Origin of the sequence: Streptomyces ruber (assembly GCF_014648075.1) — a bacterium.
In the GTDB taxonomy this organism is placed as follows: Bacteria; Actinomycetota; Actinomycetes; order Streptomycetales; family Streptomycetaceae; genus Streptomyces; species Streptomyces ruber.
The window spans coordinates 144,072-167,172 of record NZ_BMQK01000002.1 but is presented as its reverse complement, the minus strand read 5'-3'; the positions used below and the strand labels follow the sequence as shown (position 1 = coordinate 167,172).

Sequence of the window (23,101 nt, the reverse complement as noted above, 5' to 3'; positions counted from 1 at the left end):
ACCCGACGTTCATTGAAGGTGCTCCATCTTGATCAGTTGGCGAGTTCGAGGGCGACGATGGCTCGGACTATGGCGGTGATGCGGGTGGTGCTGCAGCGGAGCTTGCGCAGGAGCCGCCAGCCCTTGAGGACAGCCATGGCGCGTTCGCCGAGGCTGCGGATCTTGGCATGGTCCTGGTTGTGACGCCGGCGCCAGCCGCGCAGGTTTCTGCCCCGGAACGGGACGCGGATGGTGGGGCTCGCGCCCTGGTGCGCCTTGTTCGCCCAGTACTTGATGTTGTCGGCGGCCAGAGCAGCGGGGATGTTATGGGTCCGGGCCGCGGTCAGGTCGTGGACGGCGCCGGGCAGTGCGCGCGAGGCCCAGATCAGGCGTCCGGCCGGGTCGGCGAGGACCTGCACGTTCATGCCGTGGTGCTTCCTCTTTCCCGAGTAGTACGGGCGGTCGGCGGCGATGCGGTCGATCAGCAGGAGCGTGCCGTCGAGGATCACGTACGTCTTCCCTCGGACCGTCTCCATGGCCTGCTGCAGCGTTGGAGCGAGCGAGGCCAGGAGATCGACGGCCTCGCGGATGTAGCGGTAGACCGTCGCGATCCCGATGCGGAAACCCGCCGCCAGGCGGGCGTAGGTGTCGCCGCAGCGCAGGTGCGCGAGGACGAGCAGGGCCTGCCGGCCGCAGGTGAGGCGGCGCCAGCGGAATCCGATCCGACGCCGGTGCCCCGCGAGCAGACCGGCGAGCCGCTGCAGGGTACGGCTGGACAGATCGATGGCGGCGGGTAGACAAGCACGAGAGCTCCTGGCGAACTGGTGATCTTGGTCGTGAACCCGTCTACCAGGAGCTTCCTTCATGCCCGCCACCGGGGCGCCGACCCAACCACCCGTCAGGTTGGAAGAGGCTCAATGTAATGGTCAACCATGGCTGTCCAGCCAGCGCCTTATCGCAGCACGAGTGAGTTCATCGACACGCGGCGAACCAGCCATCCATTCGCCATGCCGTCGGAGTGTTTGAGCACGGTAGGGTTCGCGCACGACACTGAAATCGATAAATCCCTGCCCGACGTCACATCTCAAGATGACGCCGCCATCGAGAGACAGCATGACAAATGAAGGCTGACAGGGACCGTTTCCAAGGATTCGAGACGCCGCTCCCGCACCAACAATGTCCCACTCATCCAGCAACTTGACCCGCACCCACCACCACTGAATCGAGTCGACATCTGAACCTTTGACCGCCACCAGAAAATGCGGGTCAACCTCGCTGAAGAGTCCACTACGTAGCGCCAGCCTATGCCACTCAGAGTTCGCTTTTCTCCACAACTCCGGATCTGCCAAGTTGACCGACTCCCCAAATGCTCCATCCTCCGAGGAGCAACTACTCGCAAACGTTGCGAGAGTTGGAGGAATAAGCGGATCAGCCACATCGGCCGTTCCCAGCAACCCCAGCCCAGCCTTGGCAAATGAAGTCGAGAGTGTCATCTCATTCATAACCTGAAACCCCAAAATGCATATCACAGAGGGCTGATGTAAGCGGCCCGAGAACCACCCACACCAGCCCCCGCTAGCGGTCACCGACCGCTATGAAATCCTATGGCCGGGTAGCCCAAGGATAAGGGATGATCTGATTATAGTTATGCGATCCATCCTTGGCCCTCCCAACGTAGGCGATTTTTCCATTCCCGTTGACTAGAATGCGAGCCTGACTGAGCGGGTCACCATTATCGTAAATGGCCGAACCTTTCCACTTTTGAGCCGCTCGGGGAGCTCCGTGAGCCCCATACACGTCAGGGCGCCTGTTGCCAGCGCGGCCTGTCATTCGCTGTGGGTAGTTCGGGTTCGAGACAACATCACTCACAAGATCGTGAATATCCTGCGGAGTCTCGTAGTACGCCTTGTTCGCCGCGCTCCTGGCAGCAACGGCTTCCGGTGAGTAGTTCTCGTCAGGAGTCCATGTGCTCTCGTTGCAGTTGTGAACCAGAACCGGCGTGGCCCCCGCCAGCACATAGTACGTGTGGACGTCGGTGACGGTCAGGTTCTGAACCGTCGCCTTCTTCGCCGTCCACGCCTTGACCGCGCCGATCTGGATCCAGGTACCCGAGGACGCCTGCAGCCACTGGCCCGGCTTCAGCTCACCCGCGTCGACCCACTCCCGCAGGGACGGCACCCAGAACGGGTGGCCGGCCGTCGCGGTGACCGTCGTGGTCGTCGCCTTGGCGGACGAGAAGCCGTCGTGGACCGTCAGCGTGATGCGGACCAGGTCCTTGCTGCCCTTGCCGATAATCGTCGCCGTCGCCGTTTGAACGGAGGTCTTCCCCGTCTTCGGATCAGTGGCGATGACCTTGTCACCGACCTTGACCTTCTCGATCGGCTTGGTCGAGCCGTCGGCCATCAGGACCTTGGCGTCCGGCACGAAGCTGTTGCAGGTCTGCCCCTGCGCCTCATCCTTGACGGTCTCCTTGGCCTCCTTCCTGACCTCCTTGGCGACCTTCTTCACCGCCCGCTGCACCTGCCGAGGCTTGGGCCGAGGCTTCGGCTGCGAACGAGGCTTCGCCCGCGGCTTCGGACGAGCCGCCGCCTTCCGCGCCGCCGCACGCCGCGCCGCCGCACGCTTCGCCGCCGCACGCGCCGCCCGGGCACGAGCCTGGGCCGCCGCACGGCGCGCCGCAGCACGCTTCGCCGCAGCCCGGGCCGCAGCCCGCTTCGCCGCCGCACGCCGGGCCGCCGCCGCCTTCCGGGCCGCCTCCCGACGGGCCTTCGCAGCCGCGCGCTTGGCCGCCTCGATCGCACGCTTGCGCGCCAGCGCAGCCGCCCGACGGGCCGCCGCCTGCGCCGCCTTCCGAGCCGCGATGATCGCCGCACGACGGGCCGCCGCACGGATCGCCGCCTGGATGGCGATACGAGCCGCGATACCGATCAGAACCGGGAAGAACTCCCCCGACGGGTCGGAGAAGGTGGCCGGAGCGTTGTTGCTGTAGGCGTACGGGTTCATCGTGGCCGGCTGGCCGTAGTCGACCATCGGGTCGACCTGGATGAACCGTCCCGTGGCCGGGTCGTAGTCACGCGCGCCCAAGCGGGTCAGGCCGGTGTCCTGGTCGACCGTGCCGCCCACGAAGCCCCGCTGTCCGGGCCACGACGTGGGCTGCAGCCCTCGCGTCTCGCCGAACGGCATCGACTTGCGCCGGGTCACACCCATCGCCGGGTCCGCCATGTCCACGACCGTGTGGGACGTGCCGTGGTGGTCGGCCAGCATCAACTGCCGGACACCACCGGTCGCACGGACCATGGTGGAGCCGTCCGGGAGCCCGTAGAAACGTTCCGCCTTCTTGCTGGTGTTGTTCGCGTTGACCGTCAGCTCCGCCTCGCCGAGGTAGAGCGTGCGGCTGCCGTCCGCGCCGGTGCGGATCAGGCGTTCACCGTCCGCGCCGTACAGGTACGACGTGGTCTTGGTGCCGCCGCCCTCGACGGGCTGGGTCACCTTGCGCAGCTGGCCCTCGACGTCGTACTCGAGCGTCTGGTTGGTGCCGCCGTGCTGGCGCCCGGTGGTGTTGCCCGCCTTGTCATAGGCGAAGGTGGCCAGCGTCTGGCCCTGCGGGCCGGTCGACTTGACCTCGGCCAGCGCGTTGGGGCCGCCGACGCCCGTCTTGCCGTAGACGTACTCACGCGTGACGTTCTTGGCGGTGTCGCCCGTCGTGTCGTGCTCGACGAGCTGCGTGCGGTTGCCCGCCGCGTCGTACTGGAACGACTGCCAGTACGCCTCCGGGCCGCCGACGGTGTCCTTCGACGGGGCCGCCGAGCAGTCGTCCGCCTTCTTCGACGTCCAGGCGGAGGTCATCTGCCGGAGCTGGTCGTAGACGAAGCACTGCGTGTCGGTCCCGCCGGTGCCCTCGGACGCCGAGCCGGGAGCGTCAGTGATCTTGGTTACGTTGCCGGCCTCGTCATAGCCGTATCGCGTCTGCGTGATGGAGGCAGGGGCGATCGAGCGGTCGAAAGCGGCCGTCTGGAGGCGCCGGGTGAACTCGTCGTACGTGTAATTGCCGTGCACCTGCTTGCCGGCCACGCCCGCGTCCGTGCGGAGGATCTCGCCGAACGACGAGTACTCGGCGCCCGCGAGGTACGTGGACGCACCGCTGATGGAGATCGGCAGGTCGTCGGAGTTGTAGCGGAAGACGATCCGCTCGGTGATCAGGCCGCCGACGCCGGGCACGGAGACCCAGGCGAGGTTGCCCGTGGGCGTGTACGAGTACTCGTACGCGTACGTGCCGTTGAGGCCCGCCTCCTCCTCCGGAATCACCGTCTGGGACTTCTTCACCCGGTAGGCGTCGTCGTAGGCGGTGACCTCCTCGCGGTACTCACGGCCGTTGTCGTAGCGGATCTGCGCGGTCGGCAAGCCCTTGGCGAGGGTGTCGTACGTCCACTCCAGGCGCTTGGGCCCGGTGGCGCTGCCCTCGCGCAGGGTGGTCGGACGGCCGCCCGCGTCGTAGGTGGTGAACAGGGACCGGCCCATCGGGTCGACCGACTCCACCACGTTGTCCGCGTTGTCGTACCGCATCTCGGTACGGCCGCCGTCGGGGTCCGTGACCGCCGTCTGCCGGCCCCGCTTGTCGTACTCGAAGGTGGTGACGGCACCGCCCGGGGCGGTGACCTTGCGCAGGTTGTCGAGGTCGTCGTACTCGTAGAGGGTGTCCCGCCACTTGGTGCGGGCCTCGTCGGTGTACTCGCGCTGCCGCGTCACGCGGCCCTCGGCGTCCTCGAACGACGCCGTGACCGTGTCGCCCTTCGGCGGGATCGTCGTGGAGACGTCCCCGTCCCGCTCGGTCGTCGTGCGCAGCTTCTCGTTACCGTGGTTGTACGTGATCTCGGCGGTGGGCTGGCCCAAGCCGTCGAAGGTGGTGCGGTTCTGGGACGGGACCTTCTCGTCACCGACCTGGAGGAGCTTCGGCTCGGGCTGGTCCTCGTTGAAGTAGCCGTCGTTCTCCTTCCACACGCGGCCGGCGCTGTCGTAGAAGGTGTCGTTGACGATGCGGCCCGCGCCGATCGCCTTGTCCTGCGTCTGCCGCTCGCGCAGCAGGCCGTCGAGGATCTCGTACGACACGGCGTACTCGCCGTTGTCCTTCAGCGTCCGCGAGGTGACGATCGTCGGGCCGTCGCGGCGGATGGTGTAGTCGTACGTGGCGGTGGGGGTCTGGGTCGCCGGGTCGCGGTCGATCTCCCAGACCTTCAGGAGCCGGCCCAGCGGGTCGTACTCCATCGTGGCCTTCTTGCCGTTGGCGTCCTCCTCGGTCAGCGGCAGGCCGCGGACGTCGTCGAACACCGTGGTCTCCGTGTGACCGAGGGGGTCGGTGGAGAGCTGCTGGGTCGGGCGGGCCACCGTCGCCGGCGTGTACGTCACGGACGTCTTGCGGTTGTCCGCGTCCCAGGTCGCGGTCTCGCGGCCGTGGATGTCGTACTGCGTCCTGTCGATGGTGACGTAGCCGTCGCCGGTGCCGTTCAGCTCCTGGACCTCGGTGGGCAGGCCCTTGGTGGGGGCCGCGCCGAACGCCAGGTCGTCGTAGAACGTGCGGGTGTCCTCCACGACCTCGCCGCCGGTGCTGCCGCAGGCGCCGAGCGTGGTCCTCTCCCGCGACTCCAGCTCGATCAGGTACGCCGAGGTGTTGCGGGCGTACTCGACCGTGGAGCAGCGGACCTTGCCGCCGGGCGAGGTGTCCTGGACCTGGTACGGCAGGCCGTAGCTGTCGTACTTGGTGGTCTCGGTGGACGTGCGCCAGGTGTCGCCCTTGACGTGTTCGCGGGTGCGGACGGTCTCCGGGCGGGTCATCCACGCCTCGAGCGGCGTGGTCCCGGCACGGGTGCGGGTGGCCGTCTTCACCGCCCACGGGGTGGTGACGGTCGCGGAGTCGACCGGTCCGCCGTCGGAGGCGTAGGTGATCTGCTCCAGCAGCTGGCCCTGGTACTGCGGCAGGTCGGAGTAGTCCGCGCCGTCGGTGGTGGTGACGGTGGACGACCGGGTGCCGGAGGGCAGCTTGTCGCCGTGCAGGCCGCGGAAGTAGCGGTGCTCGGTGAGCTGCTTGACGTCGTCGCCGCCGCCCAGGCGGGTCCGGACCCGCTCGTAGCCGCGGAACTGCGACCAGGTGCGGTGCTTGTTCTCGGTGAACTCGCTGTCGTCGTAGGCCCACCCGGGGTTGCCGAGGAACTCGTACGAGGTCACCTTGGCGGGGCTGTCGGTGACCAGGTCCTCCTCACGGACCTCGGTGACGACGTACTTGTGGAACCAGTCCTGCACCGGGTTGAGGGCGCCCTTGGGCGTCCAGTACTGCGGGAAGCAGCGCAGCGTGTTGGACTCGGGGGACGCCGGCATCCGACGCGGCGACAGGGCCCGGCAGTCACGGTCCGAGTAGGTGATGGCGATCCGGCCGCCGGTCTCGGTGTCGATGGCGTGGATACGGTGCCGGGAGAACGGCGGCAGACCCTCGACGCCGTCGACCCGGTTGTCCATCTGGAGACTGGAGAAGGACACCTTCGGCATCGCCGCGGTGCCGCCTGCGCCGTGTCCGGTGCGGGTGATGGACTCCAGCCACAGCGCCGGCGAGGTGCCGTCACCGGTGTCCGGGAAGGTCTGCTCCAGCGTCCAGGAGTCGACCGTCTTCAGCGCGGTGCCGGAGAGCACACTGGTGACGATGTTCGTCAGCCGCTTGGTCGACCAGAACGTCGGGGAGAACTTGTCGGTGCACTTGGCGTCGGCGACGCACTCCTGGTCCAGCGGGGTGTCCGGCCAGTGCTTGGCGTTGGCGGTGGTCCGCTTGGACTCGGCGCAGTCGAACGACGCGGTCTTGATGCAGCGCTCGGCCAGCTTGAAGTCGACCCGGCCGGCGGGCAGGGTCCCGAACAGCTTGTCGGAGCGCAGGCCGTAGTCGATGCGGGACAGCTGGGCGTTGCGGTCGTACGACGCCTGCTGGTCGGCCTTCATGTTCTGGCCGTAGTGGTTCGTGTACTTGTTCCACCACAGGGTCATGGCGTCGCCGAGCGGGTCGACGACGTAGTCCAGGTTCCAGCGGTAGACCTGCTTGCAGTCCGAGTCCATGAACGCCGTGGCGTGGCAGGGCTCGCCGGGGTGGTTGCCGAACACCGGCACGGTGAGTGCCGAGTTGGTGACCGTGCCGTCCGGGGCGCCGGGCAGCTTGTTCAGGCCGAAGTGGTACTTCGTGCCGTCGGTGGTGGTCAGGACCCAGTGCTCGCCGTCCTTGGAGCCGTTGGCGGCGCCGGTCTTCCGCTCCAGGCGGGAGCCGTCGTCGTCGGCGGGACGCCACTCGTCGGTGCCGTCCTTCTTGACGAGCTCGGTGGTGTTGCCGCCCAGCGACATCACGACGTGGTCGGAGCCCCAGCACAGGTCGCCGCTGTCGCCGGTGTTGTTCGGCTTCTTGCCGTCGACCTCGCCCTTGTCGTCCGAGCAGGAACGGTACTTCCGCTCGATGAAGCCGGGCTCGTAGTCCCAGCCCTCGGCGATCCAGGAGGACTGCGCGTTGGTGGAGGCGGTACGGCCGTCCACGGCCTGCGAGGAGTAGGACAGTTCGACCTCGGGCTGCGGGCCGCCGGGAACCTCGGGCGCCTCGATCGGGTACGTCCAGGCGAAGCCGCCGGAGGACGAACCGGCCATCCAGGAGCCGGACGGCGACAGCGAGGTCGCCTCGTGGCTGCCGCCGGGTCCGGAGGCCGCCGCCGTGGCGGCGAACACGGTGGGCGCGGCGGCCAGGTCGGCGGTGCCGGTGACCTTCTGCGCGGCCGCGTCGTTGGCGCCGGGCAGCTCGGTACGGGTACGGCACTCCTCCCGCTCGGGCGTGGTCAGCGCACAGGCCGGGAGGCGGTACAGGCGGAGCCGGGAGCCCCAGTCACCGCCGTAGGTGTCCTTGATGGACGCGTAGTCCAGTTCCAGTTCCACCGAGCCGGAGGCGGACGGGGCCAGACCGCCGGCGGTGGGCGCCGCGGTGAACACCAGCCCGTTCACGCCCGACCTACGGGCCGTGGCCTGGTCCTTGACCTGGATGTCGACGGCCGTACCGGCGTCGGCGGTGGCGCGCTTCGGCGCCGCGCCACGGGTGCGCACGCCCTTGCCGGAACCCTCGGCCGCAGGCTGGGCCTGGCGGACCTTCACCATGCGGTCCTGCACGGCGGTCCGTGCCGCTGCCGAGCCGAGGCCGGCGTCACCGGTCAGCGGTGCCCGCTCGGGCAGCTTGCTGTCCCGGCCGGTGACCAGAGTCGTAAAAGAATCGGCCGGAATCTTTCCGGCCGATGGCTGAAATGCGCCCTTGGCGTCATCGCGCGCTGGCGGGCTCTTCTTGTCGAAATCCCTGCCCGGGACCGACTTCTCGCGCTGCACGTCCCCACGTCGGGAACTGCCGTCCGCGGCATTGGCATCATCGGGCACCAGCCCGAAGAAAAGAACGAGTCCCACAAAAAGGGACACGGATCTATGCCAGTGACCGAGGTAGCGCAGCTGTCTTATCAGCTGGTCCACTACCGGACCCCCCCTAACTCACCCTGTGTGATCGAGCGGTGAACGGACGCACAGTAAACGGTGAAGATCGACCTGACAAGCAATGGGACGGCAATGCGACCATCCCCACTCAGGTCAGCAATCGGCAAAGAAATGCCCACTTGGCGTGTACTGTTCGGCGCTGCGGCCCGCACCCAGGGGCTGCGGCGAACTCCGGGCGGAGTTCGCGAAGCAGGCAAGCACGGCAACGATTCCGGGGGGATTCGCCCATGCCAGAACAATCCCGAAGACGCCACCTTTCCAGGCGATGGGGCGGAATTACGCTCGTCGCGGTGCTCACCGGTGGCACACTGGGTCTGACTCCGCTGACCAGCGACTTCGCCGCGGCGGCGGACACCACTGCGACGGACACCAACGCGGCGGACACCGACTCCACGACGGCACCCCGCAACGACGAGGAGCGCGCGCTGCGGCAGGCCGCTGAGACCGGCGACCCCGTGGAGATCGTCTCCGCCCGCTCCGAGACCAGCGAGACCCACGCCCTGCCCAACGGCAACCTGCGCACAACCCAGCACACCCAGCCGGTCCGGGTGAAGCGGGAGGGCCGCTGGCTGCCGGTGGACACCACGCTCACCGAGGCGGCCGGCCGGATCCGGCCCACGGCCGTGCCCGGTGACGTCACCTTCTCCGCCGGGGGCGACACCGAGCTGGTGACCCTCGCCGACCGGGGCGGCGAACTCGCCCTGACCTGGCCGGCGCCGCTGCCCGAACCGGTGCTCGACGGCGTCACCGCGACCTATCCCGAGGTCTTCCCGGGCGTGGACCTGGCGGTGCGGGCCAGCGTGGACGGTTTCAGCCAGGCGCTGATCGTCAAGACGCCCGAGGCGGCGGACCGTCCGGAACTGAAACAGGTCGGTTTCGGCCTGCGCACCGAGGGCCTCGACGTGCAGCAGGACGCCGAGACGGGCACCCTCCGCGCGGCGAACGCGGCCGGCCAGACGGTGTTCGCCACCTCCACGGCCCGGATGTGGGACTCCTCCCGCGAGGAGGAGCAGGCCCCCACGCCCGCGTCGAAGGCGGCACGCACCGCGGCCGACACCACGCCACAGGCCCCGGCGGCCGAGTCCGAGCCGTCCCCGCTCACCCCCGGCACCAAGAGCAGCAAGGTCGACGTCGAGGTCACCGGCGGCCGGATCGTGCTCACTCCGGACCAGGAGCTGCTGCGCGCGCCGGACACCGAGTTCCCGGTCTACATCGACCCACGGATGACCGGCACGCGCGAGGCGTGGACGATCGCCTACAAACCGCACCCGACGGACAGCTACTGGAACGGCACGGGCTGGGACGGCGGGACCACCAGCGAGGCCCGTGTCGGCTACGAGTCGTCGAGCGGCGGCACCGCTCGCTCCTTCTTCCGGGTGGGTTCGAAGTTCCTCGCCGGCGTGAAGGTGGAGGACGCCCAGTTCCAGATCACCGAGACCCACTCGTGGTCCTGCACGGCCAAGCCGGTGGAGCTGTGGCTGACCGGCGGCATCTCGTCCAAGACGACGTGGAGCAATCAGCCCTCCTGGGCGACCCGGCAGGACAGCCGTGACTACGCGCACGGCAACGAGAACGTCGGCTGCCCGGACAAGGCCGTCGACTTCGACGCCACGGACGCGGCGGTCAAGGCCGCCGCCAACAAGTGGTCGAACGTGACCTTCGGTCTGCGCGCCCCGCAGAAGGCGGAGGACGACAAGGACACCTACAGCTGGAAGAAGTTCAAGCCGGACGCCAAGCTGATCGTGGAGTTCAACCGTCCGCCGAAGAACCCGTGGGCGCTGGACACCATCCCCAGCACCAGGGTGAGCAGCACCGAGTGCGGCAACGGCTCGTCGTACGTCACGCTGGGCAACACCGACGTGACGCTGACGGCGCAGGTGTGGGACCAGGACGGCGGCAAGGTCAACGTCCAGTTCCACCTGTGGGCCACCGGCAAGCACGACGTCTCGCCCGGCATCATCTTCGACAAGCGCGTCACGGTCACCGTCACCACCGGCAATTCCAAAGGCGCCCAGGCGCGTGTGACGGTGCCCAAGAAGACGCTGCAGGACCATATCGGCGCCAGCAAGGGGCAGTTCTCCTGGAAGGCGCAGGCGGAGGATCCCTCCGACGCGTCCTTCGCCTCCGACTGGACCCCGACGAAGGGCGCGCCGGGCTGCCGCTTCGGCTTCGACCCGAACGCCCCGACCGTGATGCCGACCGTCGATTCCCAGGACGACCTGTTCCCGGAGACCACGGCCGACATGGAGCCGGTCGAGGGCGCCCTGGCCCGCACGGAGGGGGTGTTCGAGTTCGGCGCCAACGGCGTGGCGGACGCCACCAAGTACCTGTACGGCCTGGACCGCACCCCGCCGAGCACGGAGGCCAAGCCTGCCGCGAAGGGCGGCCCGGCGACGGCACGGATCACCCCGCTCACCCCGGGACCGCACACCTTGTACGTGCGCATGGTCGACGCCGGGGGCAATCCCGGCCCGATCTACCCGTACCGCTTCTACGTCAAGAGCCCCGGCGTCCCCGACAAGCCGGGTGACGTCAACGGCGACGGCAATCCGGACTTCTTCGCCGTCGACGGCAGCAACAACCTGCGGCTGTACGGCGGTACGGGCGGCGGTCAGGTCGCCACGATGCTCCCGCTGTCCTCCGGCGGTGGCTGGGACGGCTCGCTGCTGACCCACCGCGGCGACTGGACCAGCGACTTCTACGAGGACCTGGTGGCCCGCCGCCCCGACGGCAAGCTGTGGCTCTACCCGAACAACGGGCTCGGCGAGTTCACCGAGGACACCAAGCAGGAGGTGTACTTCTTCCCGGACCCGGAGACCGAGGCGACGTTCGACCCGTCGACGATCAAGCAGATCGTCTCGGTGGGCGACATCACCCCGGACAGCGAGTCGTCCTACCCCGACTTCGTCGCGGTCGTCGGCGACCAGCTGTGGTTCCTGCCTGGCTACGCCTACGGAACCGTCGACTCCGGCTACCTGATCGGCACCTCGGGCTGGGGCGTCATGCAGCTCGCCTCTCCGGGCGACGTGGACGGCGACGGCTTCACCGACCTGATCGCCCGCAACACCTCCACCGGCCAGCTCTGGGTCTACCGCGGCAAGAGCGCGGGCGACGCGGACGGCGACGGCGTCCCCGACGGCGGCACCGACCCGGCCTCCCTGGGCGCGGGCTCCAGCCGCACGTCGTACGCCACCGGCTGGACCACCACCGCCCGCCCGCTGTTCACCGCCTCCGGCGACAGCGACGGCGACGGCGTCCCGGACCTGTGGACCACGACGTCGAACACGACAGCGGGCCTTGAGTTCGTCCCGGGCCGACGCACCGGCCTGGTCGGCCCACCGACAGTGGCCGGCACCAGCGGCTGGCAGGCGATCAAACTGATCTCCTGATCTCACATCCCACGCACCATCGAAGCGGCCGGTCGCCCCGCGCGACCGGCCGCTCCTTCACGGGCGCGTACCCGTCACCCCCAGCGCACTCGGGAAACGGCTCGACTCGCCGTGCCAGGTGAGGGTGAGGGTGAGGGTGAGAGCGTCCCGGGCGCGGGGGGCGGGGACGAAGAGCTGAAGAGCAGGGCCCGGGCCTATTCCAGTTCCCGCTGACGACGAATTCGGTCACTGTGCCTCCAGGCGCGCGCCCCCGGAGGCGCGCGGGACGCGTCCCGGCCAACGACATGGCCGTCGGGGTGATGGCTCGGCACGCCGAACGAGGCATCGTGTCCGTGCCGATCACCGCGGACGGGCCGCGACGGGACGAGGGACACATCGCAACGGACTCGCGTGCGACGTCACGCCACCCCTGCACCGCGCGCCGCAGTGCGGTCGCGGCCCGTGCGTGCGGCACTGACCGACAACCCGTCAGGTCGTCGCGGTCGCCGTCCGGATCGTCATGATGCGTACCGTCCAACAGCCGGATCGCCGACTCCGGTATCCCGCGCGTCGTGCGGTAGCTGAGGGTCAGCCTCGACGACCGGCCCTGGATCTCGATGACCGGCCCTGGATCTCGATGACCGGTCCCGGATGTTGATGCCCGAGCCGCCGAGGGTCGCCTGGCCGGCTCTCGTCGCCCCTCAGCACCGAGGGCCTCGGCGGCGTCGGTGCCGGGACCGGCGAGGTGGATCTGGCAGAGAGCGGAACGGTCGGTGCCGGGCCGCACGTCCCAGGGGCTGAGCCGCGGCGACGACGGCACCGGAAGCGGGAGGAACCCCCGGCCGCCGCACGGCCGGGGGTTCCTCGGGCGGAGGCGGTGAGTGCCGGTCAGCGGGTGGAGTCGCCCACGCCGTGAACCGCTCGCTCACACGCCCGCGGACCGCACCACATCACGGTCACCGTCCGATCGGGGGTCAGCGCTGCAGGGTGAGCACACCCGGCCGCCACGGCAGTCGGTTGTACTCGCCGCCCGCCGCGGGGGACTTGCCCTGGTAGAGGAACTGCAGGTTGCAGGGGTCGATGGTCATGGTCTGGTCGGGGTTGTTGCGGACCAGGTCGCCGTGGCTGATGTCATTGGTCCAGGTGGCACCGCTGTTGGCCTTGCCCGCGAAGGGGTTGCTCTCGCTGGCGGCCTGCGGGGTCCACGAGCCGTTCAGGCTGGAGGCCGTGAAGGAGCGGAAGTAGCGTCCGTTCGCGCCCATCGCCTCGACGATCATGAGGTACTGGTTCTGGCCCTGCACCTTGTAGACCTGTACGCCCTCGAAGAGGTTGGCCTTCGTGTCGCTCATGATCGTCGTGTACGACGAGCCGAAGTTGCCCGGGAAGTTACCGATCGGCATGCTCGCCCGGTAGATCTTGCCGTTGTCACCGGCGAAGAACAGGTACATGTTCTGGCCGTCGGCGATCAGGGTCTGGTCGATCGGGCCGGTGTCGGAGCCGGAGATGCTCCCGGTGAACAGCGGCTGCGGAGCCGACCAGCCGTTGGGGTTGGTGGGGTCGCTCGACGTGCGGTAGATGAAGGGCCACGCACCCCACTGGTACGCCAGCACCCAGACGTTCTTGGGCGCGAAGTAGAACAGCGTGGGCGCCACCGCGGCCTGGTTCATCCCGGTCTGGCGGGCCGACGCCATGTCCGACCAGTTGGTGAAGGGACTGAACATCATCGAGCCGTACGACGATCCCGAGAAGTTCGACGCGTAGACCAGGTGCTTGCCGTTGTGCGTCACGGTGGTGAAGTCCTTCACCGCGGCCCACCCGTTCGCCGGCTGCGCCAGCACACCCGTCGAGGACCACCGGTACGTCGACGGAAGAGAACACGCGCCGTCCGTGGGCGGCGTCCCGGTGAGACCGGTCCACTTCTGGTTGCTGCCGCCGTTGCACGTCCAGAGCTGCACCGCGGTGCCGTTGGCCGTACCGGCGCCCGTGACCTCCAGGCACAGCCCGGACTGCACGCCGACGACCGTGCCGTCGGAGTTCGCCCGCCAGCGCTGGTTCGCACCGCCGGTGCAGGTCCAGATCTGCACCCGGGTACCGGCCGCGGTGGCGTTGCCCGGAACATCCAGGCACTTGTTGCCGTACACGGTCAGCTGGCCGGCGTCCGTGAACGTCCACTGCTGGTTGGTCCCGCCGCTCCAGCAGTCGTGGATCTGCAGCTGTGTGCCGTCGGTCTGGCCGGCGCCCACCACATCGAGACACCGGTTCGAACCGACACCGCGCAAGGCGCCACTGGCGGCCGCCCGAGCCGGTGGGGCGAGGAGCGTCGCCACCAACGCGACCAGGGCCACGACCACGGCGGCGAGCACCACGGACGGATGCCTGCGGCTGAGACTTGCTCTGTGCATGAGGCTGTGCATGGGACTTCTCCAAGCTTGGGGGGTGGTGTGCAGCGGCGGTCTGTGGGCATCACGGCGGACCGCTCGTGAGATCCCGGTCCTTCGCGCCCTTCGGAAGACCGGTGGCGCCCGGCACCCTCGGGCCGCATGAGTGCCCGGGGCGGAGGCTCGGAGGGCGCCGGGTGCGCCCGCCGCGGTCCCGGTCCCGGTCCCGGACGTCATGAGGACGGTCACGGCCGGCAGGCCCAGGACTGGGGCTCGGCGGCGTCCGAGGAGCGGGAGCGGGTTCATGCTTCTCCTTGCACGGCCTTCTCCTTGCACGGCCGGGTGCGGTGGGCGGTCGGTCTTCATCGGCCCGCCTTCAGGGCGTGGACAGCTCGAAGCGCGTGACGCGGACCGAGCCGCCGAGCGCCCGGGTGGCATGGTTGAAGAGGGCGAACCGGTATCCCATGAAGAACCGCCAGTCGTTGCCCATCGAGAAGTCCGGTCCGAGCCGGGTGAACGCGATGCCGTCGGTGCTGTAGGAGAAGGTCCCCGGACGCGCCGCGCCGGGGCGGATGTCCGCGGTCGCGCGCAGCCAGATGCGGCTGCCCGGGACAGTCGCGCTCGCGAGCTCGTAGCCGGTGCCGGTGGTGTTCCAGTTGCTGTCCATGGTCAGCCCGCCGACCATCACCACCCGTGTGGCGCCGCCCTCGCGCTTGACACCGATCCACGCGGAGGAGTCACGCAGCAGCGCGAGTCCGGCCCGGTCGCCGTCCCGCATCGCGGAGTGGTCGAGCTGGACGGTGGCGGTGGAGGTGGGGCCCTGGATGCGGTGCGTGAGGGTGTTACGGGCCCAGTACAGGTCGTTGGTGACCGTCGCGGTGCGCAGGGTCAGACCGTTGCCGGCCGACCACTTGGAGTTGTCCGGGTTGTGGTTCCATTCCCATCTCGGTTTGAGGGTCGTGCCGTCGAAGGTGTCGACGCCGGTCATCGGCGTGACCTGGCGGGGCGGAGCGGGTACGGCCGGGCTGGGGTAGGAGGCGCCCCATGCGCCGTTCACCAGTTGGACGACGGGCCACCCGTCCCCGGTCCAGGTGACCGGGGCCAGCGCGGGCACCCGGCCGCCGGGGTAGGCGTCGACGAATGCCAGGTAGTACCAGGCGCCGTTCTGCGTCTGGACCAGACCGCCCTGGTGCGGGACGCCACCGCCGGGGATCGGCCCGCGCAGGTCGAGGAGGACCTGGCGCATCGTGTACGGACCGAAGGGGCCGCCGGACGACTTCAGGATGTACTGGCCGTTCGCGGGGCGGGTCAGGAAGATGTAGTACTGCCCGTTGATCCTGTAGAAGCGGGCGCCCTCGAGGGTGCCGACGCTCGACGGGGTCGTGAACACCTGCTGCGTGCGCACCTGGGTACGACCGTCCGGGGAGAGCTGGGCCACGCTGATCGTGGTGTTGCCGTACGCCACGTACAGGGTGTCGTCGCTGTCGACCAGCAGCCCCGCGTCGTAGTAGGGCGTGCCGATCGTCGTCAGCCGGTTCCACGGCCCCTCGACGGCCGTCGCGGTGTAGACGTACGTCCGGGCGAAGTCGATCTGGCCCAGCCAGTAGAACGTCCTGTTGCTCGGACGGTAGGCCAGCGACGACGCCCAGATCCCTCTGACGTAGCCGCGGGCCCCGTTCAGGTCGTACTTGGCGCCGAAGTCCAGGACCGGCACCGAGTGGCCGGCGATCTCCCAGTTCACCAGGTCGTACGAGCGCAGGACGGGCGCGCCCGGCGAGTAGTGCATGGTCGAGGCCGAGGCGTAGTAGGTGTCTCCGACGCGGATGACGTCGATGTCCGCGAAGTCCTGCCAGATCACCGGGTTCGCGTACTCCCCGGCGGTGACGCGGGCCGGCCCCTGGGCGGGAGCGGCTGCGGCGCGGGCGGCTCCCGTCAGCGGAAGGACCGCGCCGGCGGCGAGGCCGGCGGCGGTCGCCAGCGCGCGACGACGGGGGAAAGGTTGATGAGGCCATGACAACATGCCCATACGGCAGGCTCCTTGCGGCTCGGCGTTCGGGGGCGTGACCCTGAGGTGCCCTGCTGTGCGATGGAGCGACTGCGACACGTTCGAGATTACGAACAAAGGTCGAAGTGTCGAGCATCCTGAATGATAGGGAGCCGATGAACGACGTCAATACCTCTCGCATGTGTCGCTATCGGAGCCGAAACGTTTCGCGGACCCATGCGTGGAACAACGCACTACACACCGCCGAAGGGAACAACCGGAGCAGCGCGGGAGCAGCCCCGGAGGCAAGCCGGTTCCACCGCATCCGACCGGCAGGTCAGAGCGTTTTGGCGGCCGGCTCCAGGATCGCCACGCACTCCACGTGATGCGTCATAGGAAACACGTCACAAGGTGTGCGGACGGGGGAACCTGCAGGTCACATGGGGCTTTCCTGCCTTGGGCACGGGCTGTGAGGCGGCCGGAGCGTCAAATGAGCGTCATGTCTAGCCGGACTTTCTCTCCTCCTTGGGCCGGTACACCGGGCTGTCCGCGCCACTGAATCCCCGTGGCCGTCATGTTGCTGCTCGGGCGGCAGGCCAGCTGCGGGATGCCCGGCGCAGCGCTCGCCACCGGGCCGCCCCGGACGCGTCCGGACGAAACCCGGGCGCGATTCGTACGGGCCGACCCGGTGGGCCGGTGATGAGGCTGGACATCAGGACCGACTCGTCGCCGAGTTTCACCTCGTGCACATCGGCGTCCGGCCCCGGACGCCTGCCCGGGTGTGGCTCAGGCGTCGATGATGACGGGGATGATGAGGGGCTTGCGACGGTGGGTGCGGAACGCCCAGTTCGCCACAGCGCGGGCGAGGAGCTGTTCGAGTTGGCGCGCGTCCCCCACGCCTTCCTCGGCCGCGGTGGCCAGGGTCTTTTCGATGACGGGGATGACCGGCTCGAAGGTGGCGTCGTCGTGGACGAAGCCCCGGGCCAGGAAGTCGGGGGCTTCGGCGAGGGCGCCGGTGTCCGCGTCGACGATTGCCACCACCGTGACCACGCCTTCGGCAGCGAGGGTGAGGCGGTCCTTGAGGGACGCCTCGGTGGCGCCGCCGACTTCCATGCCGTCCACGTAGACGTTGCCGGCGGGGACCTTGCCGGTGATGGACGCGCGCCCGTCGACCAGGTCGACGACGACGCCGTCCTCGGCGATGACGACCCGGTCGGGGTCGACACCGGTACGGATGGCGAGGTCGCCGTTGGCCCGCAGGTGGCGCCATTCGCCGTGCACCGGCATGACGTTGCGCGGTTTGACGATGTTGTAGCAGTAGACGAGTTCGCCGGCGCTGGCGTGCCCGGAGACATGCACCTTGGCGTTGCCCTTGTGGACCACGTGGGCGCCCCACCGGGTGAGCCCGTTGATCACCCGGTAGATGGCGTTCTCGTTGCCTGGAATGAGGGAGCTGGCGAGCAGGACGGTGTCGCCCTCGCCGATGCGGATCTGGTGATCGCGGTTGGCCATCCGCGACAGCGCGGCCATCGGTTCGCCCTGAGAGCCGGTGCACACCAGAGTGACCTTGTGGTCCGGGAGCTTCTCCAGCTCCTTCGTGCTCACGACCAGGCCGGAGGGGACCTTCAGATAACCCAGATCACGGGCGATGCCCATGTTGCGGACCATCGACCGGCCGACGAAGGCGACCTTGCGGCCGTTCTGGTGGGCGGCGTCCAGGACCTGCTGGATACGGTGCACATGGCTGGCGAAGCTGGAGACGATGACCCGGCGCGGCGCGGTGCGCATCACCTGCTCGATCGCCAGGTTCAGCTCACGCTCGGAAGTCGTGAAGCCGGGCACTTCGGCGTTGGTGGAGTCGGTGAGGAACAGGTCCACGCCCTCCTCGCCGAGGCGGGCGAAGGCGCGCAGGTCGGTGATGCGGCCGTCGAGGGGGAACTGGTCCATCTTGAAGTCGCCGGTGTGCAGCACCATCCCGGCCCGGGTGCGGATCGCGACCGCGAGGCTGTCGGGGATGGAGTGGTTGACCGCCACGAACTCGCAGTCGAACGGCCCGAAACCGCGCCGGTCTCCCTCCCGCACTCGGACCGTGCGCGGCCGGATGCCGTGCTCCTTGAGCTTGGCTTCCAGGAACGCCAGCGTCAGCTTGGAGCCGATGAGGGGAATGTCGGACCGCTCACGCAACAGGTACGGCACGCCGCCGATGTGGTCCTCGTGGCCGTGGGTGAGTACCACGGCCACGACATCGTCCAGCCGGTCCCGGATCGAGGTGAAGTCCGGCAGGATCACATCCACTCCGGGCTGGGTCTCCTCGGGGAACAGCACGCCGCAGTCGACGACGAGCAGCTTTCCGGCGTGCTCGAAGACGGTCATGTTACGGCCGATCTCGCCCAAGCCGCCCAGGGCGATGACCCGCAGCCCTTCCTCGGGAAGAGACGGGGCGGCTTTCAGCTCGGGGTGTGGATGACTCATGTTTTCACGGTACCCGGAGAGTGGGACGGCATGATCCACCGCCTGTGTGGTCTCTTTTTCCCGGCGGTCCGGGGCACCCGCACCTGCTGCACCAGGATGATGGATGGCGCCGGCGGCCGGAACGGGGAGGGGCGACAGGCTGTACTGCCTTCGGTGGGTGAGCCGTGGGCCCGGTGGTGCCGACGATGCTTTCGTGCCCCTCGTTGTGGTGGCCGGCATCCGCGGCCTCCTTGTGCGCCTCGGCGCTGGTCCACTCGGTGTACCGGCGACCCGGGTGCCGTCGGCGTTGTTCAGGACATGCGCGGAACTCGGGGGCATCGGCGGTCCGTGGGCGTAGACGGACGGAGATGCGCGCTCGGGAACCTTGGCCTTACCCACGGTCGGTCGACTTACACGGCTGCCGCGGGCCCGATTGGTGGCGGGTCGCCGGCCTCTGCACTCGCCTGATGGCCGGGCAGGTCCCGTGGGGTGAATTCCCGGCTCGACGTTACGACCCGGCCTCCGAAGACGCTGTTACGGGGAGGCTCTTACCAGGATCGGACGGTTGCCGATGATGCCCGGAAGATCGAGACAGGACGGGAAGGTGCGTCCGAGAGCCGCCCTGACCGGGCTCACCGGCGTATCCCGTCATGAGAATGCCGGAGGCAAGTCTCACCCGGTGACCGACCTGGTCGAGCGGGCGGCCGACCTGGTCAAGCCGGTCAAGCCGAAGCTGCGTGGCCGACTCCATGCCGCGATGGTTCCCGCCTCGTTGTCCGCCGGCATCGTCCTTGTCTGCCTGCCCCGGACCCAGCAGACGGCCCTGGCCTGCACCGTGTACTCCGTCACCGCTTGGCTGCTGTCCGGGACGAGCGCCGTCCACCACCTGGGCACCTGGGGTCCGCTGGGCGAGGCCGTCCTGCGTCGCCTCGACCATGCCAACATCTTCCTGATCATCGCCGGCACCTGCACCCCTCTGGCCGTCCTTCTCCTCCCTCCTGACCAGCGAAACCCGTTGCTGTGGACCGTACGGACGGACGCGCTGACCGGCATGGCCTTCCGTGTCCTGTGGGTCAACGCTCCCCGCTGGCCCCACACCCCCTGCTGTCTGGCCCTGGGGTGGGCACCGGTGCGCTACCTGCCCGACTTTTTCCACACCGGCGCTACCACGAACGCCGCCTACAGCTACCTGCACACCGTTGTCGACGACCACTCCCGCCTCGCCTACAGCGAGATCCTCGCCGACGAGAAGAAGGAGACCGCCACCGGCTTCTGGCCCCGCGCCCAGCTCTTCTTCGCCCGGGCCGGGGTCACCGTCGAGCGCGTACTGACCGACAACGGATCCTGCTACCGCTCACGCGACTGGCGCGACGCTCTCGCGACGGCCGGGATCACCCACAAGCGCACCCGGCCCTACCGGCCGCAGACCAACGGCGGGGTCGAGCGCTTCAACCGCACCCTGCTCGACGAGTGGGCTCACGCCCGCCCCTACCGGTCAGAAGCCGAGCGCCGCGAAGCGTTCCCCAGTGGCTGCACACCTGCAATCACCACCGCGGACACACCGCGCGCGCAGGCGAACCACCCGCCAGCCGCGTCCCCAACCTCACAGGGCGATACAACTGGCCCGCTGAATGCCAACGGTGTCCGCAGCGGGACATGACCGCCGGGAGCGGCGTGGCACGCAGTGAGGGCTCTACCGGCATGCCGGTAGAGCCCTCAGTTCTGTGTTCGACTCCCGCGTGTCCCGTCGGTCAGCCGGACAGGGGGGTGCCGAGCATCGCGGAAGCCCGCTGCAACGGGCTGTCCACACGCGCAGGTAACGGGCTGTCCACGCGCGCAGGTGCGGCCTCGGGAAGGGCGGAGCGACAGGTGAAGCCGAGCCGGGACATGGCCCGCAGGACCTCGCCGGTGCTGAAATCGCGGCGGTCCTGGCGGGTGACGACCTCGCCGACCTGCTTGGCGGGGTAGTGGCGTCGTCCGATGATCACGGACTCGCCGGTGACCGGTTCGGGCTTGATGCCCTTCATCGATTCCAGTACGCCGCTCTTGGTCAGGTCGAACGGGAAGCGGGCGATGACACAGCGCATGATGCCTCACGGGGAGAAGGGGAAACGGGACCGACCGCCGTGAAGCGGTTCAGCGGGAGAGGGCGAGGACACCCAGAGCGTTGCCCCGTTCGTCGACCACGGGCAGGGCCCCGAGCCGACGGTGCCGCATCGCACGCTCGGCTTCGGCCCTCGTGGTCAGCGGCGAGGCAAAGGGAGCGGTGACGTCGGCGATGTCACGCAGACGGATCCGGTCCGTGTACCCGGAGCCGTCACGAACGGCCGTGAGCCGGGCCCGGGTGACCAGACCGGTACACAGACCGTCATCGTCGCAGACGACCAGATGACCCGTACGGGCGGCGGCCATCACGGACAGTGCCACCTCCACGGTCATGTCCCCCCAGACCTGCGGTCCGGCCGCTTCCATGGTGTCGGCCACCGTGCCGTGCACGCGGTGGGCACTCTCCGGGCGGAACTGCGTCTGGACCAGCATCAAAGGGTGCCTCCTGCGGGGATGGGCCGGCTTTCTGATCACGAAGGTTCTATGCCGCCGTACCGACGGTCGACTGCCGTACGGACGCGCGGCGGGCCGCCGAAGCGGGGCGGCGTCGGCCGCGTGAGGTCGCGCCGCGCTTCTTGGGGCGTTCGGCTACCGGTGCGGTGATGACGACCGGGACGCCAGAGGGTACCTGGGCGCCGGTAATGCGGTGCAGGGCTTCCCCGCCGACGCGGACCTGGGTGGTCTGCGGGACGATGCCGGCCGCTGCCATGAGGCGGGTCATGGCACGGCGCTGGCTCGGGGTGACGAGGGTGACGACGCTGCCGGACTCGCCGGCGCGGGCTGTGCGGCCGCCGCGGTGGAGGTAGTCCTTGTGATCGGTGGGCGGATCGACGTTGACGACGAGGTCGAGGCTGTCGACGTGGATGCCGCGCGCCGCGACGTTGGTCGCCACCAGCACGTTGACGTGCCCGGTCTTGAACTGCGTCAGCGTGCGGGTGCGCTGCGGCTGCGACTTCCCGCCGTGCAGGGCGGCGGCCCTTACCCCGCTGTTCAGGAGGTGCTCGGTGAGGCGGTCGACGGCGTGCTTGGTGTCGAGGAACATGATCACGCGGCCGTCGCGCGCGGCGATCTCGGTGGTGGCCGTCTGCTTGTCGGCACCGTGGACGTGCAGCACGTGGTGCTCCATCGTCGTGACCGCGCCGGCTGAGGGATCGACGGAGTGCACGACGGGGTCGCTGAGGTAGCGGCGCACGAGCAGGTCGACGTTGCGGTCGAGGGTGGCGGAGAACAGCATGCGCTGGCCCTCGGGACAGACCTGGTCGAGAAGGGCGGTGACCTGCGGCATGAAGCCCATGTCGGCCATCTGGTCGGCCTCGTCGAGGACGGTGACGCACACCCGGTCCAGCCGGCAGTCGCCGCGCTCGATGAGGTCTTTGAGGCGTCCCGGTGTGGCGACGACGATCTCGGCGCCACCGCGCAGCGCGCTCGCCTGCCTGCCGATCGGCACCCCGCCCACCACGGTGGCCAGCCGCAGCTTCACGGAGCGGGCGTACGGGGTGAGCGCGTCGGTGACCTGTTGCGCCAGCTCACGCGTCGGTACGAGGACCAGTCCCAGCGGCTGCCGGGCCTCGGCGCGCTGCCCGGCCGTACGGGCCAGCAGTGCCAGACCGAAAGCGAGGGTCTTGCCGGAGCCGGTGCGGCCACGGCCGAGGACATCCCGCCCGGCGAGGGAGTTCGGCAGGGTCGCGGCCTGGATCGGGAACGGCACGGTCACGCCTTGCGAACCCAGCGCGGCCAGCAGTGCCTTGGGCATGTCGAGATCGGCGAAGACCTCCACGGCGGGAAGTGCGGGAGTGACCGTCTCGGGCAGCGCGAATTCCCCCTGGACCGCGGCGGGTCGGCGGCCGTAACCGCCGGAACGGCGCGAACTGCCCGACCGGTTCGGGCCCGACGGACCGGAACGGCTGCCGCCCCTGCCGGAGTCGGCACTGCCCTTACGGGTACGGGTGAAACGGTCGTTCGAACGTGTGCGCTTCATGCGGGACCTTCCTCGATGTGGCACATATCAAGGAATTCCCGCAGCGATGAGCAACACGGAGAATCGCAAGAACGGGCCGGTGGAACGCGACAGCGCATCTGACCGAAGGATATCCGTACGCGCACTGGCGTTGAATTGAGTGACGCAAAGCGGACGAAATGTTCGGGCGTCCATCGCGATGAAGCCATGACGGGTTGCGCGCACCCCTGGAGGGTGCTTCGCATGCGGTGAGCATACGGGTTTCCCGGTTGTCGTCCACAGGAAAAACTACTGCAGGAAACGCAAGCATCTGGGACCCGCACCCCAAAGGATG

At 68.9% G+C, this 23,101-nt stretch carries 10 protein-coding genes and 2 pseudogenes; 3 read left to right on the top strand and 9 right to left on the bottom strand.

Annotated elements, in window-relative coordinates:
• Positions 1-32: 32 nt before the first annotated feature.
• The 3 genes from IEZ04_RS05540 to IEZ04_RS05530 all read right to left on the bottom strand — a co-directional run bounded on the left by IEZ04_RS05540 (position 33) and on the right by IEZ04_RS05530 (position 8,364).
• Positions 33-845: a transposase family protein gene (locus tag IEZ04_RS05540; RefSeq protein ID WP_229820858.1), complete on the bottom strand. Its 813-nt coding sequence runs from the start codon at positions 843-845 to the stop codon at positions 33-35.
• A 60-nt stretch (positions 846-905) separates the two neighbouring features.
• Positions 906-1,472 (bottom strand): hypothetical protein, encoded by a 567-nt coding sequence (locus IEZ04_RS05535; protein ID WP_189215537.1) that lies wholly within the window; start codon positions 1,470-1,472, stop codon positions 906-908.
• 109 nt (positions 1,473-1,581) lie between these two features.
• Positions 1,582-8,364, bottom strand: a complete 6,783-nt coding sequence (locus tag IEZ04_RS05530; protein WP_229820857.1) for a polymorphic toxin-type HINT domain-containing protein — start codon at positions 8,362-8,364, stop codon at positions 1,582-1,584.
• A 449-nt stretch (positions 8,365-8,813) separates the two neighbouring features.
• Here IEZ04_RS05530 and IEZ04_RS05525 point away from each other — a divergent pair, with 449 nt between their 5' ends.
• The gene (locus IEZ04_RS05525) at positions 8,814-11,912 is read left to right on the top strand and encodes an FG-GAP repeat domain-containing protein (RefSeq protein ID WP_229820856.1); all 3,099 of its coding nucleotides are present in this window, start codon (positions 8,814-8,816) and stop codon (positions 11,910-11,912) included.
• Between the two features lie 953 nt (positions 11,913-12,865).
• On the opposite strand, the gene IEZ04_RS05520 is transcribed toward IEZ04_RS05525, so the two are convergent.
• The 3 genes from IEZ04_RS05520 to IEZ04_RS05510 form a co-directional block, all read right to left on the bottom strand.
• Complete coding sequence (locus tag IEZ04_RS05520; protein ID WP_189215534.1) at positions 12,866-14,293, bottom strand: non-reducing end alpha-L-arabinofuranosidase family hydrolase; 1,428 nt, start codon at positions 14,291-14,293, stop codon at positions 12,866-12,868.
• Between the two features lie 352 nt (positions 14,294-14,645).
• A complete protein-coding gene (locus tag IEZ04_RS05515) occupies positions 14,646-16,295 on the bottom strand; it encodes a glycoside hydrolase family 43 protein (protein WP_373296256.1) in 1,650 nt (549 codons plus the stop codon).
• Positions 16,296-17,039: 744 nt separating this feature from the next.
• On the bottom strand, positions 17,040-18,725 hold the full coding sequence (locus IEZ04_RS05510) for a ribonuclease J (protein WP_189215533.1): 1,686 nt from the start codon (positions 18,723-18,725) through the stop codon (positions 17,040-17,042).
• A gap of 550 nt (positions 18,726-19,275) precedes the next feature.
• Here IEZ04_RS05510 and IEZ04_RS05505 point away from each other — a divergent pair.
• Positions 19,276-19,818 (top strand): annotated as a pseudogene (locus tag IEZ04_RS05505) (hemolysin III family protein); the annotation flags it as partial.
• Between the two features lie 66 nt (positions 19,819-19,884).
• Positions 19,885-20,321 (top strand): annotated as a pseudogene (locus IEZ04_RS05500) (DDE-type integrase/transposase/recombinase); the annotation flags it as partial.
• Between the two features lie 134 nt (positions 20,322-20,455).
• Here IEZ04_RS05500 and IEZ04_RS05495 read toward each other — a convergent pair.
• From IEZ04_RS05495 to IEZ04_RS05485, 3 genes are read right to left on the bottom strand one after another with little or no spacing between them, the layout of a single operon-like run.
• Positions 20,456-20,791, bottom strand: a complete 336-nt coding sequence (locus tag IEZ04_RS05495) for an SCO5918 family protein (RefSeq protein WP_189215532.1) — start codon at positions 20,789-20,791, stop codon at positions 20,456-20,458.
• Between the two features lie 49 nt (positions 20,792-20,840).
• Positions 20,841-21,245 carry a CBS domain-containing protein gene (locus IEZ04_RS05490; protein WP_189215531.1) on the bottom strand — a complete coding sequence of 135 codons (405 nt, stop codon included), beginning with the start codon at positions 21,243-21,245 and terminating at the stop codon, positions 20,841-20,843.
• 46 nt (positions 21,246-21,291) lie between these two features.
• Positions 21,292-22,788 (bottom strand): DEAD/DEAH box helicase, encoded by a 1,497-nt coding sequence (locus tag IEZ04_RS05485; RefSeq protein ID WP_189215530.1) that lies wholly within the window; start codon positions 22,786-22,788, stop codon positions 21,292-21,294.
• Positions 22,789-23,101 lie beyond the last annotated feature (313 nt).

Bases quoted from the DNA above. Each gene is read 5' to 3' on its own strand.
- IEZ04_RS05540 (WP_229820858.1), bottom strand. From the start codon at position 845: ATGAAGGAAGCTCCTGGTAGACGGGTTCACGACCAAGATCACCAGTTC.
- IEZ04_RS05535 (WP_189215537.1), bottom strand. From the start codon at position 1,472: ATGACACTCTCGACTTCATTTGCCAAGGCTGGGCTGGGGTTGCTGGGA.
- IEZ04_RS05520 (WP_189215534.1), bottom strand. From the start codon at position 14,293: ATGCACAGAGCAAGTCTCAGCCGCAGGCATCCGTCCGTGGTGCTCGCC.
- IEZ04_RS05515 (WP_373296256.1), bottom strand. From the start codon at position 16,295: ATGGGCATGTTGTCATGGCCTCATCAACCTTTCCCCCGTCGTCGCGCG.
- IEZ04_RS05510 (WP_189215533.1), bottom strand. From the start codon at position 18,725: ATGAGTCATCCACACCCCGAGCTGAAAGCCGCCCCGTCTCTTCCCGAG.
- IEZ04_RS05495 (WP_189215532.1), bottom strand. From the start codon at position 20,791: ATGCGCTGTGTCATCGCCCGCTTCCCGTTCGACCTGACCAAGAGCGGC.
- IEZ04_RS05485 (WP_189215530.1), bottom strand. From the start codon at position 22,788: ATGAAGCGCACACGTTCGAACGACCGTTTCACCCGTACCCGTAAGGGC.